This is a genomic window from Campylobacter sp., assembly GCF_052170435.1.
Taxonomy (GTDB): Bacteria; Campylobacterota; Campylobacteria; order Campylobacterales; family Campylobacteraceae; genus Campylobacter_A.
The window spans coordinates 217,281-235,148 of record NZ_JBQNAN010000001.1; the positions used below are offsets into that span (position 1 = coordinate 217,281).

Genomic DNA, 17,868 nt, shown 5'->3' on the forward strand with positions numbered 1-17,868 from the left:
ACGGCTGCAAATTTGGTCCTTAGGCGTTAAATTTGACGAACAGAGTTTGGTTAAAATTTGAACGCTTGCATTTACCCGCCCCTCGTCAAATTTGACGGGTAAAATTTGGCTATCAAAACAAGACTAGTTAAAAACAAGGAGCGTGTTTTGAAAATTTTATTGATTTTAGCGGCGTTTTTTAGCGCGCTAACGGCTTCAAATCCGAATTTTGGGCTAGGCATCGATAGTCTTGGCGAGCAAAACGAGCAAATGCAGAACGAGAAGCGATTTTCTAAGCGCGAGGAGGCCGCGAGACAGGCTATCGAAAATGCCGATTATGACGCTGCTTTTAAGATTTTATCGCCGCTTTGCGAGGAGGGCGACGCGATGAGTTGCGCGGCGCTGGGCAGTATGCATTTTAGTGGGCTTGGAGCCCAGAAAAGCAACGAAAAAGCCGAGCTTTTCTTTGTAAAATCGTGCGAGCTGGGAAATGGCACGGGTTGCTTTGACCTGGCGCTTTTAAACGTCAAGGAAATTTTCGGTCCCAAAGATGAAAATAAAATATTCCGCCTCTACGAAAAAGGCTGCGAGCTGGGCTCTGAGGCGGCTTGCAACAACCTGGGCCTCATCTACGAATCTCAAAACGATCTCAAAAAATCCGTAAATTTATACGCCAAAGCTTGCAGGAAATTTGACGGCGCGGGCTGCTACAACTACGGCAGGATGATGCATGAGGGGCTGGGCGCAGAGCGCGATCTAGCAAGCGCGCACAAGGCTTTTGACACCTCGTGCTATATGAAAAACGCGCTTGGCTGTTATGCTCTAGGCTACGTTTACGAGCACTCGCAGGGAGTGGAGTTTGCGGTTTATGACGCGTACGACGGCTATTCGCGCGCTTGCAAGCTCGGCAACGACGACGGCTGCAGGGCGCTTGGTTTTGAAAATTATGAGAAAAATATCGAAATTTACGAAAAATTCGAGTCCATCGCTGAGGGTTGTAAATTCGGCAACGATAGCGACTGCAAGCTTTTAAAAGCGAGGATAGCGGAGTTTTAAGCTCGGACCGATTTGGTCGGTCGCGATCTGTATTTTTCGTCAAATTTAAGCTGATTTTTGAGATTTATCCGCTTTGCCGAGGCGGATAAATTTGAGGCTTTGGGTTTTGCGTACATGGTAAAATTTGCTTTGTACGGTTTTAAAACCCTGACCCTTATGGCGTCAAATTTGGCGTCGTGGTTTTAAAAATAAATTCTTTTCTCTCAATTTTAATTACACCGTTTTTTTAAATTTAGCTCCGAATGCGAAGCCTAGTTTAAACCGAGCCCAAAGCCAAAACTTACCCAAAATTTTGTAAAATGCGGCAAATTTACGAAAAACAGAGCCGAAAAAATGGATAGAATAGTCGAAATAGAAAAAATAAGCTTCGAAAACGATTTTGAGGTGTCGCTGCGCCCTACGCGCTTTGAGGACTACATCGGGCAGGAAAAAATCAAGCAAAATTTAGGCGTATTTATAAAGGCTGCCAAAAAGCGCGGCGAGTGCCTGGATCACGTGCTTTTCTACGGACCGCCGGGCCTTGGTAAGACGACTCTGGCGCACATCATCGCAAACGAAATGGGCGTGAGCATCAAGATGACGGCGGCGCCCATGATAGAAAAAAGCGGCGATCTAGCAGCGGTGCTAACCAACCTCCAAGAGGGCGACGTGCTGTTTATCGACGAGATACACCGCCTAAGTCCCGCGATCGAGGAGGTGCTGTATCCGGCGATGGAGGACTTTCGCCTAGACATCATCATCGGCTCGGGACCTGCGGCGCAGACTATCAAGATCGACCTGCCTAAATTTACGCTCATCGGCGCTACGACGCGCGCGGGTATGATCTCGGCGCCTCTTAGGGATCGCTTCGGGATGGATTTTAGGCTGCAGTTTTATACCAGAGAGGAGCTGGCTCGTATCGTGCAGATCGCCTCGGTAAAGCTTGGCAAAGAGTGCGAAAAACCAGCCGCTCTAGAGGTCGCCGCTCGCTCGCGCGCTACTCCTAGGATCGCGCTGCGGCTGCTAAAGCGCATACGAGACTTCGCCGAGGTAAACGACGAAGCGATCATCTCGCAACCTCGCGCCAAAGAGGCTCTGGACGCGCTTGGCGTAAATGACATCGGCTTTGACGAGATGGATATCAAGTACCTAGAAATCCTGCTCGCCGCCAAACGTCGCCCGATGGGGCTAAGCACGATCGCAGCGGCTCTAAGCGAGGATGAAGGCACGGTCGAGGACGTGATCGAGCCCTATCTGCTCGCTAACGGCTACATCGAGCGTACGGCAAAAGGCAGGCTAGCTAGCGCCAAAGCCTACGAGGTGTTTAAGCTTAAATTTGACGGAGATGTGCAAAAGGGACTCTTTGAGGAGTGAGGCGAATTCGGCTCTTTTGCGATGGTCGCTTTTTGCTAAATTTTATCCAAGCAAATTTGAGTTTTCAAATTTGCCGCCGTTTGGATATTTAGCCGTCAAATTTGACCGTATTTTTGCTATGCGTTCGGATTAAAGGCGCTTGCGAAATTTAACCCTCTCAAATTTCGCCTCAAATTTATCAGCCGTCATAAGACTACCGCGCCCAAGCGTCGCCCGTCCGCAAAACCCCGCAAAATCTGATATAATAAGCCCCTCAAAAGGAAAAAAATGAATAATCGAGTGTTTTTCGGTATCTTCGCTCTTTGCGCGTTGGCGCTAGTGGTGTATCTTTTTAAGCCGTTTTTGCTAAACATCTTTATCGCCGCCTTACTCGCGGTCGCCACCTCAAATGTCAACGTCAAATTTTTACAGCTAACGAAGGGTAAAAGGACGCTCTCGGCGGCTCTTACGACGCTAGCGCTATTTTCGCTATTTATCGCGCCGCTTTTGTACGCCGTGATCGAGATCGCCAAGCACGCCGCAAACTTTAACACCGGCTACATAACAAACACGCTAAATTATTTTCAAAGCGGGAATTTTCAGCTACCCGAACCGATCAAATTTCTAGAGCCCAAAATCAAAGAGATGATCGCAGACATCGACGTCGGAGCGATATCTAGCAATGTGCTTTCTAGCCTTGGCGGCATCGGCAAGTCAAGCGTTAAATTTCTCATCGATATGATTTTTATCCTCGTGTTTTTCTTTTTTGCGGTGCTTTACGGTAGCGAGCTCGTGGGCTACCTAAAAAGCGCGCTTCCGATGAAGGAGAGCGAGAGCGAATTTATCCTAAGCGAAGTGGCCAACGTCATGAGCGTCGTGCTTTACTCTATCGTTTTAAACGCGATTTTGCAGGGCTGTCTTTTTGCTATCATCACGATTTCGTACGGCTACAACGGCTTTTTGATGGGCATACTCTTTGCATTTACCTCGCTCGTGCCGGTCGTTGGCGGCTTGCTCGCGTGGGGACCGATCAGCCTTTACGAGTTTGCTAACGGCAACACCGCGGCCGCGATCGTCATCGCCGTCTATACCATCGTCGTGATCTCTATCATCGCAGATACGTTTTTAAAGCCGATCGTGATTAAATTTATCAACGATAAACTCGTAAAAATCCCGACCAAGATCAATGAGCTACTGCTGTTTTTCTCGATGATAGCAGGCATCTCGACGTTTGGCTTTTGGGGGCTTATCTTGGGACCTGCGATCGTGACGTTTTTCATCTCGACTATCAAGCTTTATACATTGCTTAAAGAGCACTCGGTCGTGTAAATTTGCCTAAAATCGGCGATATTTTTAGCAAATATCACAAATCTAACACGAATTTTATTATTTTCTGTGCTATAATCCTTAAATAAAAAAATTAATGTTCCGCATTCAATTTGCGGAACGTAAATTTGCTAAATTTAACCAAGGAGTTTTTATGAAACTAGCAAAACTAAGTTTAGCCGCCGTTTTGGCGCTTGGCTTTTTGGGCGCCGCAAACGCAGCCGATACGTTTGGGGAGGCGTTTACCAAAGGAAAACTAGCGGGTAAGATCCAGGCTACCTACGTGGATCAAAAAGACGAGCGCGCGCCGATACACGACGAGCAGATGACGTCTATACAGCTTGAGCTTGGCTACGTGACCGATCCGTTTTACGGCTTTAGGCTCGGCGTTACGGGGCAGGGCAACTTCTTGCCGTTTAACAGCATGAGAAAAAGCGGCACTCTATACGACAAAGAGTGGAGAACGCAAGGCGCGGTAATGTCTGAGGCATACCTAGGCTACGGCATAGGGCAGACCGATATAAAATTCGGCCGTCAATACGTAAACACTCCGCTAGTAGCGGGCAATCCGACGCGCGCGTTTAAAGAGGCGTTTGAGGGTCTAACGATCGTAAATAAAGACATACCAAACACCGCATTGATCGGAGGCTGGTATTATAAATTTCAAGGCAGAAGCGCCGTCGTAGCAGGCGGCAAAGAGGGGCGCGCTCCGCACTTTAAAGATAGAGTCGTAGTGGGCGGCATGGGACCCGTGGCGTATGAGTTTGACAATATCTTTACCGGCGCGGTCATAAATCAAGGCATCCCGAATCTAAAACTAACCGGCGCATACGCTAGAGTGACCGACCTTAGGCGCGGCGCGCTGCAAGGCGACATCAACTTCTACCTAGCCGAGGCTAACTATAAAGTACCGGTAGGCGACTTTAAGCTCGGTTTTGACGCGATGTACAAGGGCTCTCGCACCACAAGAGGGCTGGAGGATCTAAACTACGACGGAAATATGATCGGCCTAAGGGCTGGGATTTATGATTTTGTTGGCTTTAGCGCCTCTTACGCCTATACGACCGTCGGCGACAACGACGCTTTGGCGTTTGGTCTAGGTAACGGCCCGGGCTCATACACGCTGCTTCCTATCCGCGGGCCTTTCGTGTTTACGGGCTATGCGGGTATGAATACGCATAAGCTTTTGTTTGAGTACGACTTTAAAGACGCGGGCGCCGAGGGCTTAAAAGCAAAACTACATCTAGTAAAAGGCAGACAAGACGCCCCTCACCGCAACGCCGGTCCGACTGCGGCTAACACGCATATGAACGTCCAAGGCTGGGCGGCGCAGGCTAGCTACGATATGCCGTGGGTCAAGGGGCTAAGCGCAAGCGTCACCTACACGGCTCTTGAAAGAAAGAACTTTGATACCAGAGGAGCCGTTAGAAAGACCGACAACAACGAGCTTTGGCTACAACTCGGATACAAATTTAACCTTCTAAACTAGCTTTTAGCCACGCGGACGCAAATTTGACGCGTCCGCTACTTCTTTTTTATTTTATTTTTTGCGTTTGAGGCGTAAATTTAGCCTCGTAAAACCCGTATAAATTTGATGTAAGCCGTAAATTTGAAGTACGCAAATTTGACTTTTATGGCAAATTTTGCAGTTTACTGACTGGGTAATCAAATTTGACCCCTAAAGCGGCAAATCACGAGCCGGATTTTAGACTTCTTTTGTGTTTTCTTATCTTTTTTATCGCCCAGTCGTAGTGCGATGAGGTACTGCCGGTGACGTAGGAGGCGAGATTTAGATTGCCGGTGAAATCAAAATGCCCGCGCGCAAAAAGCTCCTCGTCGCTAAAATTTGCCGTAAGCGCCATTGCTTTTTCGTGAGTTTGCGCTAGTAGCGCTTTAGCCTCACAAAGCGGCGTATCTTGGTGCTTACGCCAAATTTGCGCGTTCATCTGCGGGTATGTTTTCCAGTTATAAGGCTCGGGTAAAAACGCAGTCCGCTCGCCGCTTAAATTCTTTTGGATAAAATTTATCAAAAGCAAGTGCCACTCGTAAAGGTGCGCGAGCACGTCACGGACGCATTTATCTCTATCCTCGAAGTCAAATTTAGCCTCTTGCTGCGCCTCGCTCATGCTCTCAACTAGCGACAAAAGTTTTTTAAAATTTGCCTCCGAAGCGTTTAGTAGGTCTATTTTATTCGTCGGTCGCGGCATGTTTTTTCCTTGGCTAAATTTGACCGAATTATACACCGCGTTTTTTGAAATCGTGCTTTAAAGATGCGGGTATCGCCAAAAACGAAAAATATCAAAGGCAAAATTTAATTTATATTTATATTTTAAAAATTAAAAATAAAACTTAAATATATAGCTCAAATTTGATCAAATTTCAAATTTGCGAGTTTTACGGTCTTGAATTTTAATAAATTTTATACCTTTGATAATTTAGCCTAAATTTAGCCGTTTTTAAGGCTTAAAATTAAAAATATGCAGTAGTTTTGAACTTAGATATAAAAATTTATATTTATGTCTTAAAATTGTTACGGATTTACACGTTAAATTTATATTTTAAAAAAAGTTTCTGAGATATTATGGGTTTTGTTATCAAAAAGCATATCAAGTTTTGTAAATATAAAATTTTATATTTATCCGCAGTTTTGTGAGCTAGCCTTAAAATAGGCGAAATAAGGATAATTTTCGTCTTAATTTGAATACCAAATATTGCTAAAGAATTAGTTATTTTTAATCAACTTAAATTTAGGTTGTAACGGTTAATATCCGCCTGATTTTTAAGAACTATCTTAAAAAATAAACGAGGAGAGAAAATGGATCGACGAGATTTTATAAAAAGCGCCGCCGCTTCTGCTGCTTGCGCAAGCGCGGGTATAGCACTGCCTAGTTCTATGGCAGCTGCGCAAAACGCCGCCGAAAAGGGCTGGCGCTGGGATAAAGCCGCATGTAGGTTCTGCGGAACGGGCTGCGGAGTAATGATCGCAACCAAAGAGGGCAAAATCGTAGCCGTCAAGGGCGACCCTGAAGCGCCGGTAAACCGCGGCCTAAACTGCATCAAGGGCTACTTTAACGCCAAGATCATGTACGGCGCGGACCGTATCACTCAGCCGCTTTTGCGCGTAAACGAAAAGGGCGAATTTGACAAAAAGGGCAAATTTAAGCCGGTAAGCTGGGAAAAAGCCTTTGATATCATGGCCGAAAAATACAAAGAAACCATGACTAAAAACGGCGTGCACTCAGCCTGCGTTTTTGGTTCGGGTCAATACACTATTTTAGAGGGTTATGCAGCCGTCAAACTATGGAAAGCGGGCATCAGAAGCAACTCCATAGACCCGAATGCTCGCCACTGTATGGCGTCTGCGGTCGTCGGATTTATGCAGACTTTCGGTATCGACGAGCCTGCGGGCTGCTACGACGACATAGAGCTAACCGATACTATCGTGGCTTGGGGCGCTAATATGGCCGAGATGCACCCGATACTTTGGGCGCGCGTAAGCGATAAAAAGCTAAGCAATCCCGAGCGCGTAAAGGTAGTAAATTTAAGCACGTATTCGACTAGAACGTCAAATATCGCCGATTCCGAGATTATTTTCGCTCCTTCAAGCGACGTCGCTATCTGGAACTACATCGCTCACGAGATCGTTTATAATCATCCCGAAGCCATCGACTGGGACTACGTAAATAGCCACTGCGTATTTGCGACGGGACCTGCCGATATCGGTTATGGGCTTAGAAATAATCCAAATCATCCTAACTACTCAAACGAAAAAGACGTCGTAGAGACGGAGCTTCATAAGAAACTAAGCAAAAACGAGGGCGTGACTCTGGGCTATCTAGGCTATAAAGAGGGCGACGTGATGGAAAATAAAAATACGGCTACCGCGGGCAAACACTGGCAAATCACGTTTGAGGAATTTAAAGAAGCTCTTAAGCCTTATACGCTTGATTTCTCAGCTCCGCTAATAAAAGGCGATCCGAACGAGGATATGGAAGAATTTAAGAAAAAACTAAAGCAACTAGCCGACTGGTACATCGAAAAAGGCAGAAAAGTAGTGAGCTTTTGGACGATGGGCTTTAACCAGCACCAACGCGGCACTTGGGTAAACGAGCAAGCCTATATGGTGCATATGCTACTTGGCAAACAAGCAAAACCGGGCGAGGGCGCTTTCTCGCTAACCGGACAACCAAGCGCGTGCGGAACGGCGCGCGAGGTCGGTACTTTCGTTCACCGCTTGCCTGCGGATATGGTCGTAGATAACGCCGAACACCGCGAAATAAGCGAGAAAATTTGGAAACTGCCTAAAAATACGCTAAATCCAAAAGTCGCTTCCCACTACGTAAAAATGATGCGCGATATGGAAGACGGAAAGATGAAATGGGCGTGGGTGCAGGTAAATAACCCGTGGCAAAACACCGCAAACGCAAACCACTGGATCAAAGCCGCTAGAGAGATGGATAACTTTATCATCGTCTCAGACCCGTATCCGGGCATCTCGGCTAAGGTTGCCGATCTAATCTTGCCTACTGCGATGATTTACGAAAAATGGGGCGCGTACGGTAATGCCGAGCGCCGAACGCAGCACTGGCGTCAGCAAGTCCTTCCGGTAGGCGAAGCGATGAGCGACACGTGGCAAATGCTGGAATTTGCTAAGCGCTTTAAGCTAAAAGAGGTCTGGGGCGAACAAAAAGTGGACGATAAGCTAACGCTCCCAAGCGTGCTAGACGAGGCAAAAGCCATGGGTTATAGCGAAGAAGATACGCTATTTGACGTGCTTTTTGCAAACGAAGAGGCTAAGAGTTATCCTGCAAAAGACGCGATAATGGAGGATTTCGATAACTCCGAAGTTTTTGGCGACAGCAGAAAAGTAGTCGGCTCAGACGGCAAAGTGTTTGAGGGCTATGGATTTTTCGTTCAAAAATATCTTTGGGAAGACTACCGCAAATTTGGCTCGGGTCACGGACACGATCTAGCCGACTTTGATACATATCACAAAGTGCGCGGCCTAAGATGGCCTGTCGTAGACGGTAAAGAAACTCAGTGGAGATTTAACGCCAAATACGATCCGTACGCGAAGAAATTTGCCGAGGATGGCAAGCAGTTTGCATTCTACGGCAATAAAAAAGCCAAGTTGCAAAAAGGCGATTTGACCAAAGTAACTAGCGGAGACGAGAAATTTTCTATCGCTAATAAAGCCAAAATTTTCTTCCGCCCTTATATGGATCCTTGCGAGATGCCTGATACTACGTATCCTTACTGGCTATGCACGGGCCGCGTTTTGGAGCACTGGCACTCAGGAACGATGACTATGCGCGTTCCGGAGCTTTACCGCGCCGTTCCGGAAGCTCTTTGCTATATGCACGAGGGTGACGCGCAGAAGCTAAATTTACAGCATAACGACGTAGTTTGGGTCGAGTCTCGCCGCGGCAAGGTAAAAGCAAGACTAGATCTACGCGGACGAAACAAACCGCCTATGGGTCTTATTTATGTACCGTGGTTTGATGAAAACGTATTTATTAACAAAGTTACTCTTGACGCGACTTGTCCGCTATCAAAAGAGACCGACTATAAAAAATGCGCGGTTAAAATTTACAAGGCTTAATAATGCAAAATAGAAGAGAGGCTTTAAAATTTGGGTTAAAAGCGATTAGTTTGGTTCTCGCGGGCGGCTTTATCTGGAGTACGCAAACGACGGCTAAAGCCCAAACTCTACTCATCAGGCCGCCGGGTGCTTTAAAGGAGAAAAATTTCCTTAGCGAGTGCATACGCTGCGGGCTTTGCGTAGAAGCCTGTCCTTGGGATACGCTTAAGCTTGCGGATTTAGACGACGGATTGCCTTACGGCACTCCGTTTTATACTCCGCGAAATATCCCTTGCTATATGTGTCCGGATATCCCGTGCACGGTCGCCTGCCCGACCGGCGCGCTAGATACGAAGCTAGTGAGCGAGGATAACGGCAAGCTAAATATAAACAAAGCGCAAATGGGTATCGCGGTGCTGGATCCGAATTTCTGCATCGCTTACGAGGGACTTCGCTGCGACGCTTGCTACCGCGCTTGCCCTTTGATAGACAAGGCGTTAAAGCTTGAATACGTTCGCAACGAGCGAACGCAAAAGCATGCGTTTTTTAAACCGGTCGTAGATGCCGATTATTGCACGGGCTGCGGTATGTGCGAGCAAGTTTGCGTGACGCCTAAGGCTTCTATTTTCGTACTTCCGCGCGAAATAGGGCTGGGATCTAGCAATGAGCAATATGTCGAAGGCTGGATCGAAGGGCAAGATAAAAAGCTAAAAGACGTAACGCCGAAAGATTTTAAAGGCGATGATAAAAAGCTAAACGACTATCTAAACGGCGGAGATTTGCTATGAAATTTTTGATTTTAAGAAGAATAAGTCAAATTTTGATTTTGGTTCTATTTTTTGCGAGTAACTATTACGGAGTTAAAATTTTACAAGGCAATCTTAGCTCGTCTTTGCTATTTGGAGTCGTTCCGCTTAGCGATCCGTTTGCGGTTTTGCAGCTGTTTTTAGCGGGTTTTTCTATCGGCTCTACCGCCGTTTTAGGAGCGGGGATAATACTAGCTTTTTATGCTTTTATCGCTCCTAGAGCCTTTTGTAGCTGGATTTGCCCCGTAAATATCATCACCGAAACGGCTCGCTGGGTCAGAGTAAAGCTTGGCTACGACAAAGATAAAAAATTCGTAAATTTCACGCGAAGCGCGAGATATTACGTTTTAGGGTTTACGCTTTTTATCTCGTTGGTCACTTCGGCTCCGGCGTTTGAGGGCATTAGTTTTATCGGCATTATTCAGCGCGGCGTCATCTACGGCGGCACGCTGTGGCTATTCGTGGCGTTTGGAGTGTTTGCGATAGACGCGTTTATCGGCGATAGACTAGTCTGCTCAAAGCTTTGTCCGTTGGGCGCTTTTTACGCGATAGCCGGCAAATTTGCCCTTATCAGAGTAAAGCACGATGCGGCTAGTTGCACTAACTGCATGAAATGCAAGCTAATCTGCCCGGAAAATCAAGTGCTTGGCATCATCGGCAAGCAAAGCGGATTTATAAAATCTAGCGAGTGCATTAGCTGCGGACGCTGTATCGACGTTTGCGACGACGACGCGCTCAAATTTAATATAAGAAATTTAAGGAGAAATTAATGAAAGCTAATAAGCTTATTTTTGGAGTCGTTTGCGCCGCTGCACTACTCATCGGCTGCAATAACCCTAGCGTCGGCGACGTGTCAGGCTTAAGAACCGCCGAAGTTACTGACGAGAACGTGACTTTAGCGGATATTAACTGGACTAGCCCGATGCCGGGCGAAGCGCAAAAATACGAGCGCTCTTTCGAGAACGCGCCTCCGCTAATCCCGCACGATATCGCGGATCTGCTTCCTATCACGAAAGACAACAATATGTGCGTTACGTGCCATATGCCTGAAGTCGCGAAAGACGTAGGCGCTACGCCGATCCCTAAATCTCACCTTTACAGCATGAGGTTTAACAAAGACAAAGGCGGCGAGCTAAGCCAAGACCGCTACGACTGCACGACTTGCCACGTTCCGCAAGCCAAAGTAAAACCGCGCGTGAAAAACAACTTTAAGCCTGACTTTAGCCGTCAGCAAGACGCGCAACACCGATCAAACCTTCTAGATATACTAAACGAAGGCGTTAGGTGAGCGTATCCAGACGCGAACTATTTACTAAATTTTTGGGCGGCAAAACCGCTCAAAAATTTATCGCGCCGCCTTATTTTTGCGGCGAATTTAACTGCGCTGATTGCGAAGCGCCTTGCGTTAGCGCTTGTCATAGAGAACTTTTGAGTTTTGAAAACGAGAGAGTAAATTTTAAATTTAAGTCCTTGGGTTGCAACTTTTGTAAAGAGTGCGCGATTGCTTGCGAGGAGGCGGGACGAGAGGTTTTAAATTTAAAATTCGCGGCTATTATAGAAGCTAAAATTTTTATCGACGTGCATAGCTGTCTTGCGTGGAACGGCACGATTTGCTGTAGTTGCCAGGACGTTTGCAAATTTAGAGCGATCGATTTTTTAGGCGTTTTTCGCCCAAGCGTAAATCAAAAATGCACGGGCTGTGCGCAATGTATGGAAGTTTGCTTCGCGAATAGTATCAAAATGGAGGCGTTATGAGAAAATTTATTTTATTTTTTACGGCGATTTTTTGCTTAAATTTGACCGCAAATTTAGCGGCGGCACCGCTTGAGATCTCGCAAGCGGACAAGGTCATAAAAGCGGGCGCAAACGTGATAAGCTCAAATTTGATAGATGAAATTTTATATCTAGGCACGGACGGTAGCGAGCTTGATATCTATGACATAAAGGCGGATAAATTTTTAGAACCGATCAAATTTCGCACGGTCAAAACGCACTTTAGCGACGAAGAGCCAGCAAAAATTTTTAGCATCGACCGCCTGGGCGATATGCTTTTAGTTCTAACCGAGATGGACTACAACGAACGCTATTTGTACGTTTTTAGAAAAGAAAATGACGGCTGGAGCGAGGTTAGCAATATGCACCTAGCCAACAAATCCGCCAAAAAAGCCTTTTTCATAGATGAAAAAACGGCGGTAGTGTCGGATTTCGGCAATGAAATTTACTACATCGACCTAGAGAGTAAAAAAGCGGTCTTTAAACATAAATTTTCTATCGCGCTTTACGTTGATTTCGAAATCAACAAAACCCGCGACAAAATCGCTATCGGAGCCGAAAGCGGCGTGATTTATATCTATAATCTAAAAACTCGCCAAACCGAGCAAACGCTAAATTTCTTTAAAGACAACATGTACGATATCGACTACAAAAATGACGTCGTAGCCGTGGGCTGCATCGACAAACAAGCAGGCGTTTTTAACGGCTCGATGAGCTATTTTAAGTCCGATTTTATCGTTTATGCGACTGGGCTTAGCGACGATGCCAAAACGCTAGCGTATATGAACGGCGAAGAGAGCGATATCCTGGTCTACGACATCGCAAGCAAAACAAAACTCGCGACCGTAAAAACCGGACAGCAAATTTTAAATGAAATTTATCTCTCCGATAACGGCAGGCTAATCAGCGTCGCGTACGAAAAAGAGGTTAAATTTTGGAGCGTAAAATGAACATATCAAGTGCGATAGTATATACCAAAGACGGAAACGAAGCCGCCGAGGTAGCCAAAAGAATCGAACAAGTAAAAGGCTGCGAGGTCATCGCCGCGCAAGACGGCAAGATCGTAGTCGTGATGAGCGCGGAAAATTTAGACGGCGAGATAGAGCTCTTTAAGGCGCTAGAGGGCGTAGAGGGCGTCTCGGGAGCCGCGATGATATACAGCTATCAAGAGGATTTGCAACAAGATATCGAAAGCATTAAAAAAAGCGGCAAGATAAGCGAAATTTTACTCGACGAAAACATCGATGCCAAGGACATTGTATACAACGGCCACGTCGGCGATAGGGTAAAATAAATTTTTACCCGTTAACTTTATCCTAAATTTGACGATATATAATATGGATAAAATTTAAAGGATAAAAAATGCAAAGCATCAACGGTTTAAGCCAAAATCCCTACATCCTGCAACTTCGCTATGACGTGCAAAACGTCCAAAACACGGCAAGCGTAGATCAAAATGAAAATATAAAAAGGATGCAAGAAGCCTACGCAAATATCGATGCAAAGCAGCTAACAAATAGCTATTTGTCGCATTTTCAGGCTAGAGCGGACTCAAATTCGAGTTCAAATTTCTTATCTCAAGTTTCGGCCTTTAATGGCTCTGCAAAATTTAGCGACATTTTCGGCGCTCAAAACAAAAGCATAAATTCTCTAAACGATATCTTGTCCGGCGTCGATTTTAAATCTATCGGCTACGAGGGCAAGCCTATAACGCAACTAAGCCAAAGCGAAGCCAGTGATCTAGTGAGCGAGAATGGATTTTTCGGTATCGCAAACACTGCTGATAGGATTTCAAATTTTATTATTAGCGCTGCAGGAGACGACCTGCAAAAGCTCGAAGCCGGAAAAGAAGGTATGCTGAGGGGCTTTAAAGAGGCTGAGAAAATTTGGGGCGGTAAACTGCCTGAAATTTCGCAAAAAACGATAGAAAAAGCGACGCAAGCGGTAGATAAAAGAATAGCCGAACTCGGTGGGAACGTCCTTAGTGTTCAGGCTTAAGTTTTTAAATTTAGCCGCCGTTTTGCTGGTTTTTAGCGGTTGCGCATTTTTTGAGAAAAAACCGGCGCCAAAAATCGTTCAAAAACCAGTCGTACAAAAACCTGCGCCAGTTAAAGGCTCTTTACGCGGCGTGATATCAAGTGTGACCTATGACGGCGGCAGATACTGCTACGATATAAAATCAATCGACGTATTAAACGGCAAACTGCCTAGCGGCAAATACTGTGCGGATAAATTTTACTTTTCTAGCGGAGATACCGTCTATGCAAGAGTTTCGGGTGGATTCGTTACCGAGATGCTACTCATAAAAAGCGGAACGCATCACGTTACGCACAAAGTAAAGAAAACGCCAAAAATTAAAAGTCCAAGTCCTGCAAAAAGCCCGCAGCAAGAAGAAAGCAATAAAAAAATCCTAATCGACGTTCCGAAAAGTGAAAATATCAGCTTTGATTAGCCGTTGATTTACCGAAATATTTTATAATTCTTACAAGCAATCAAAGTTAGAACTCCTTTTAAGAAGGGGATGTGCGTCCCCTTTTTTATCTTTTTTCTCATAAAAATCATTAAAATTTAGTTTTTGTATTTAAGCTTTGCTGATAGTATTTGCATTTTGGTAATATCAAGTATCAAAAATAACCTCAAAAATCCTGATATATACAAGTTTTGCCATTATTTATGTTAAATTTTCCTATTAAGCTTACTGCAGCCGCTTTTGTGCTAGAATTATGCCTATAAAACTTTTATAAAGGAGAACTTATGAAACTTGCTAAAATTTCTTTAGCTGCTTTGGTTGCGCTAGGCGCTTTCTCTACTTTAAATGCTACTCCGCTTGAAGAAGCTATTAAAGACGTAGATTTTTCAGGATTTGCTAGATATCGATATACGGGCAATAAGCTAAAAGTAAATGATGCAAAAGAGACAAAAGCAGCTCACAACTTTAGATTTGTGGGTACTTTTAAGGCCGCTCTTGACGATAACTTTTTTGGTGTGTTGGGCTTAAGATACTCTGCAAACGACGGTTCTGGTCACAACACTGATACGACAAATACAACAAGCTCATTTGGCGTAAGAGAATTTTATCTTGGCTATAACGTAGGTAATACCACAATAACAGCCGGTAAACAATTTGCCAAAACATATTTTGACGATGACTTGGTTGGAACCGGTCTAAGAGTGCAGAATACCGATATCTCAGGCCTTACTTTGGTCGGTGTTGCATTCGACGCTCTTGAAACCGACAATATTGATTACGACGGTAAACTACTATCAGGATTGGCAGGCTCAAAAAGCCTTAACTATTATGGTGTAGGCGCAATGGGAAGCTATGATCCTCTAAATTTCAAAGCTTGGTGGGCGTATCTTGAGGATACTGCAAACCTATTTGCAGCAGATGCGGCTTTAAAATTTGACTTAGAGGCTGTAAAATTGGGATTACAAGCGCAATACGTCCATAACGAATCAGACGATAATAACTTTGGCGATGCAAATTTCTTTGCAGCTAAGGGCGATGTAGGATTTTTTGGAGTTGGCCTAAATGCAGGTTATATTTACTATAAGGCTGATGACAATAAAAAATCTTTCGTAACAGTCGAAGATAATGCCAAGCTAATTAACCCAGGTAAACTTCTTAACTCTGTAATGAATGGTGGTGCTCAATACTACAACAATATTCAAGATAAAAACGACTATTGGTTTGTTGGCGCATCATACAAATTTGACAAATTTGGCTTGTATGCTAACTATATCGATGGCAAAGGCTATAGTTATAAATACCTAAAAAGAGTTGATAGAAACGAGTGGAATGCGGGTGGTAGCTACGCTTACAGCAAAAAACTTAACTTCTCTACATTCTATGCGGCAGCTAAAGAAAAAGACGGAAATAACAAAAATAAACACGATCGTATAAGATTTGAAGCTAAATACAGCTTCTAATCAAAAAAGCTCGTTTTATGCTATAATCCCAGGCAAATTTCCATTTGCTTGGGATTTTTAAATTTATCAAAAAGGTTTTTTATGAAATTTATGCGTTTTTCGCTTTTAGCGTGTCTTTTTACTTTTTCTTTAAATGCTGCTGATGAGCCGAGCTATATATTTGAGGCAAAAGGCGAATTTGCAAAAGAGCTAAAAAGCTTGGTAGAAAAATATTCTAAAGACGAAAATATAAGTATAAATGTTTATGAAAAAGCACCCGAAACTGATAGCAGCGGTAAGTTTTTAAATATCGGCGTAGATGGTAAAAGAAAATATAGTGTAGAAAAAGGTCGCGAGCTATATGCCAAAAACTGCGCATCTTGCCACGGCGAAGACGGAAATAAAAGAGCTTATGGCACTTCTGAAAAGTTAACCAAAATAAGTGCGGAGGATATAGAGGCTGCTTTTTCGGGCTATCTAAACGATTCTGATTATGGTGGAAACATGAGAAATTTAATGAAAACCGTTGCTGCAAAAACTACATATAAGGATCTTGGGGCTATCATTGCTTTTTTAAAAGGCAAGGACGCTTTATTGTATAAGGATGGCACACAGGAAAATACTGACGTCTCCACTACCCCTACACAGGGAAGCTACTTAAAATAGAAATTTGCCGAGTTGATTTAACTCGGCATTCTAAAATTTTGCTACAAATTTGATCCCTATATTATATTTTGGTAAATGCTTGGTAATAATTCGCCCAAAAGCTAAATTTTTAAGCTTACCAAAGGTTATATTATGCTAGTATTCTAAAATATTTAATCTTTCTTAAGGAGAAAATAATGAAAATTGCTAAAATTTCATTAGCAGCTTTGGTTGCACTAGGTGCTTTCTCAACTGTAGCGAGCGCTACACCGCTTGAAGAAGCTATTAAAAATGTAGATCTATCAGGATATGCTAGATATAGATATAATAATATTGCTGTCAAAGATAGTGCTGGGCAAAAAGACAATACTGTTGCACATCATCAATTTAAATCAGAATTTTCTTTTAAAGCTGCTCTTGATGACAATTTCTTTGGCGTTTTGACTCTTAGGTATAATTCATCAGATAGCTCCGCTTTCGGTGCCGACAATAGAGCGGACAATACTAACACCACTAGCCCATTCAATGTAAAAGAATTTTATTTAGGATACAAAACAGGTAACACTACAATAACTGCAGGTAAACAAGAGATCGGCTCATTCTTTACCGATGATGCTGTTGGTACAGGTCTTAGGGTTGAAAACCAAGATATTACTGGTTTAACACTAACAGCACTTGCATTTGATGCGTTAGAAAACAATAGCGAAAGTGATGGTAATATCTATGGCTTCCTTCCTGGAATTTTCAATAATAACCTTTACGCAGTAGCTGCTATCGGTTCTTATGATCCGGTAAGCTTTCAATTATGGTACGCATCTTTAGTTGATTCTGTTAACCTCATGGTAGGTGACGTAAACTTTAGCCTTAATGTTACTGATGATGTAAATATCGGTGCTCAAGTTCAATATGCACATGCTGATATAGATAGTAATGTTGGTACAGACTACAAAGATACAGACTTTTATGCAACAGAGCTGGGTACGAAAGTATTTGGCGCTGATGTAGCTGCAGGTTATATAGGCTACAAGGTTCACGACAAAGCTAAAGGTTTTGTAAGCCTGGAGGATCAAGGTTCATTTATAGATGTAGGTGAGATAAAATCTGCTCTTGACTATACTGCTCTTGAGGGTAAAGCAAATTTCTGGTTCTTAAAAGCTGGATATACTTTTGCTGAGAAATTTAGAGTGGGCGGCGATTACTCTAACGGTAAAGTTAAGCTTGCTTCGGGTGATAAAGAGAAATATCAAGAGTATGTAGCCAGACTAACTTATGATTACAGTGCTAAGCTTCAGTTCTCAAGCTTCTATGCGTATGAGGTTAACAAGCACCAAGACGCTTCAAAAGACAAGACAAAACAGCTAAGATTCCAAGCTAAATACACATTCTAATTTTAAATATCTCGGGCTTGTCCCGAGATATTCTTCTTTTTATAATTTTCTGCACGCTTATTATTGTATTCTT

At 44.0% G+C, this 17,868-nt stretch carries 17 protein-coding genes; 16 read left to right on the top strand and 1 reads right to left on the bottom strand.

Annotation, left to right across the window (positions count from 1 at the left end; translation table 11 throughout):
* Nucleotides 1-147: 147 nt before the first annotated feature.
* The 4 genes from ACTTJF_RS01165 (at nt 148) to ACTTJF_RS01180 (ending at nt 5,182) form a co-directional block, all read left to right on the top strand.
* Complete coding sequence (locus tag ACTTJF_RS01165) at nt 148-1,035, top strand: tetratricopeptide repeat protein (RefSeq protein ID WP_442550392.1); 888 nt, start codon at nt 148-150, stop codon at nt 1,033-1,035.
* 333 nt (nt 1,036-1,368) lie between these two features.
* On the top strand, nt 1,369-2,388 hold the full coding sequence (gene ruvB / locus ACTTJF_RS01170) for a Holliday junction branch migration DNA helicase RuvB (protein WP_442550393.1): 1,020 nt from the start codon (nt 1,369-1,371) through the stop codon (nt 2,386-2,388).
* Nucleotides 2,389-2,655: 267 nt separating this feature from the next.
* Nucleotides 2,656-3,696: an AI-2E family transporter gene (locus ACTTJF_RS01175; protein ID WP_442550394.1), complete on the top strand. Its 1,041-nt coding sequence runs from the start codon at nt 2,656-2,658 to the stop codon at nt 3,694-3,696.
* A gap of 151 nt (nt 3,697-3,847) precedes the next feature.
* Nucleotides 3,848-5,182, top strand: a complete 1,335-nt coding sequence (locus ACTTJF_RS01180) for an OprD family outer membrane porin (protein ID WP_442550395.1) — start codon at nt 3,848-3,850, stop codon at nt 5,180-5,182.
* Nucleotides 5,183-5,384: 202 nt separating this feature from the next.
* On the opposite strand, the gene ACTTJF_RS01185 is transcribed toward ACTTJF_RS01180, so the two are convergent.
* Nucleotides 5,385-5,900: a ClbS/DfsB family four-helix bundle protein gene (locus tag ACTTJF_RS01185; protein ID WP_442550396.1), complete on the bottom strand. Its 516-nt coding sequence runs from the start codon at nt 5,898-5,900 to the stop codon at nt 5,385-5,387.
* A 608-nt stretch (nt 5,901-6,508) separates the two neighbouring features.
* Between ACTTJF_RS01185 and napA the strand changes: the two genes are divergently transcribed.
* The 12 genes from napA (at nt 6,509) to ACTTJF_RS01245 (ending at nt 17,795) form a co-directional block, all read left to right on the top strand.
* Nucleotides 6,509-9,295, top strand: a complete 2,787-nt coding sequence (gene napA / locus ACTTJF_RS01190) for a nitrate reductase catalytic subunit NapA (protein ID WP_442550397.1) — start codon at nt 6,509-6,511, stop codon at nt 9,293-9,295.
* Between the two features lie 2 nt (nt 9,296-9,297).
* Nucleotides 9,298-10,062 carry a ferredoxin-type protein NapG gene (gene napG, locus ACTTJF_RS01195; RefSeq protein WP_442550398.1) on the top strand — a complete coding sequence of 255 codons (765 nt, stop codon included), beginning with the start codon at nt 9,298-9,300 and terminating at the stop codon, nt 10,060-10,062.
* Nucleotides 10,059-10,850: a quinol dehydrogenase ferredoxin subunit NapH gene (gene napH / locus ACTTJF_RS01200; RefSeq protein WP_442550399.1), complete on the top strand. Its 792-nt coding sequence runs from the start codon at nt 10,059-10,061 to the stop codon at nt 10,848-10,850. The genes napG and napH overlap by 4 nt, the downstream gene beginning before the upstream one ends.
* A complete protein-coding gene (locus ACTTJF_RS01205) occupies nt 10,850-11,368 on the top strand; it encodes a nitrate reductase cytochrome c-type subunit (RefSeq protein ID WP_314068731.1) in 519 nt (172 codons plus the stop codon). The genes napH and ACTTJF_RS01205 overlap by 1 nt, the downstream gene beginning before the upstream one ends.
* Nucleotides 11,365-11,835 carry a 4Fe-4S ferredoxin gene (locus tag ACTTJF_RS01210; protein WP_314068730.1) on the top strand — a complete coding sequence of 157 codons (471 nt, stop codon included), beginning with the start codon at nt 11,365-11,367 and terminating at the stop codon, nt 11,833-11,835. Before ACTTJF_RS01205 ends, ACTTJF_RS01210 begins: the two co-directional genes overlap by 4 nt.
* Nucleotides 11,832-12,803 carry a hypothetical protein gene (locus tag ACTTJF_RS01215; protein WP_442550400.1) on the top strand — a complete coding sequence of 324 codons (972 nt, stop codon included), beginning with the start codon at nt 11,832-11,834 and terminating at the stop codon, nt 12,801-12,803. Before ACTTJF_RS01210 ends, ACTTJF_RS01215 begins: the two co-directional genes overlap by 4 nt.
* On the top strand, nt 12,800-13,147 hold the full coding sequence (locus ACTTJF_RS01220) for a chaperone NapD (RefSeq protein WP_298085818.1): 348 nt from the start codon (nt 12,800-12,802) through the stop codon (nt 13,145-13,147). The genes ACTTJF_RS01215 and ACTTJF_RS01220 overlap by 4 nt, the downstream gene beginning before the upstream one ends.
* A gap of 68 nt (nt 13,148-13,215) precedes the next feature.
* Nucleotides 13,216-13,851 carry a hydrogenase-4 component G gene (locus tag ACTTJF_RS01225; protein WP_442550401.1) on the top strand — a complete coding sequence of 212 codons (636 nt, stop codon included), beginning with the start codon at nt 13,216-13,218 and terminating at the stop codon, nt 13,849-13,851.
* Nucleotides 13,838-14,305, top strand: a complete 468-nt coding sequence (locus tag ACTTJF_RS01230; RefSeq protein ID WP_442550402.1) for a hypothetical protein — start codon at nt 13,838-13,840, stop codon at nt 14,303-14,305. Before ACTTJF_RS01225 ends, ACTTJF_RS01230 begins: the two co-directional genes overlap by 14 nt.
* Before the next feature lie 302 nt (nt 14,306-14,607).
* Nucleotides 14,608-15,783 (top strand): porin, encoded by a 1,176-nt coding sequence (locus tag ACTTJF_RS01235; RefSeq protein ID WP_442550403.1) that lies wholly within the window; start codon nt 14,608-14,610, stop codon nt 15,781-15,783.
* 48 nt (nt 15,784-15,831) lie between these two features.
* The gene (locus tag ACTTJF_RS01240) at nt 15,832-16,428 is read left to right on the top strand and encodes a c-type cytochrome (RefSeq protein WP_442550404.1); all 597 of its coding nucleotides are present in this window, start codon (nt 15,832-15,834) and stop codon (nt 16,426-16,428) included.
* 176 nt (nt 16,429-16,604) lie between these two features.
* Nucleotides 16,605-17,795 (top strand): major outer membrane protein, encoded by a 1,191-nt coding sequence (locus ACTTJF_RS01245; RefSeq protein WP_442550405.1) that lies wholly within the window; start codon nt 16,605-16,607, stop codon nt 17,793-17,795.
* The last annotated feature ends 73 nt before the right edge of the window (nt 17,796-17,868 follow it).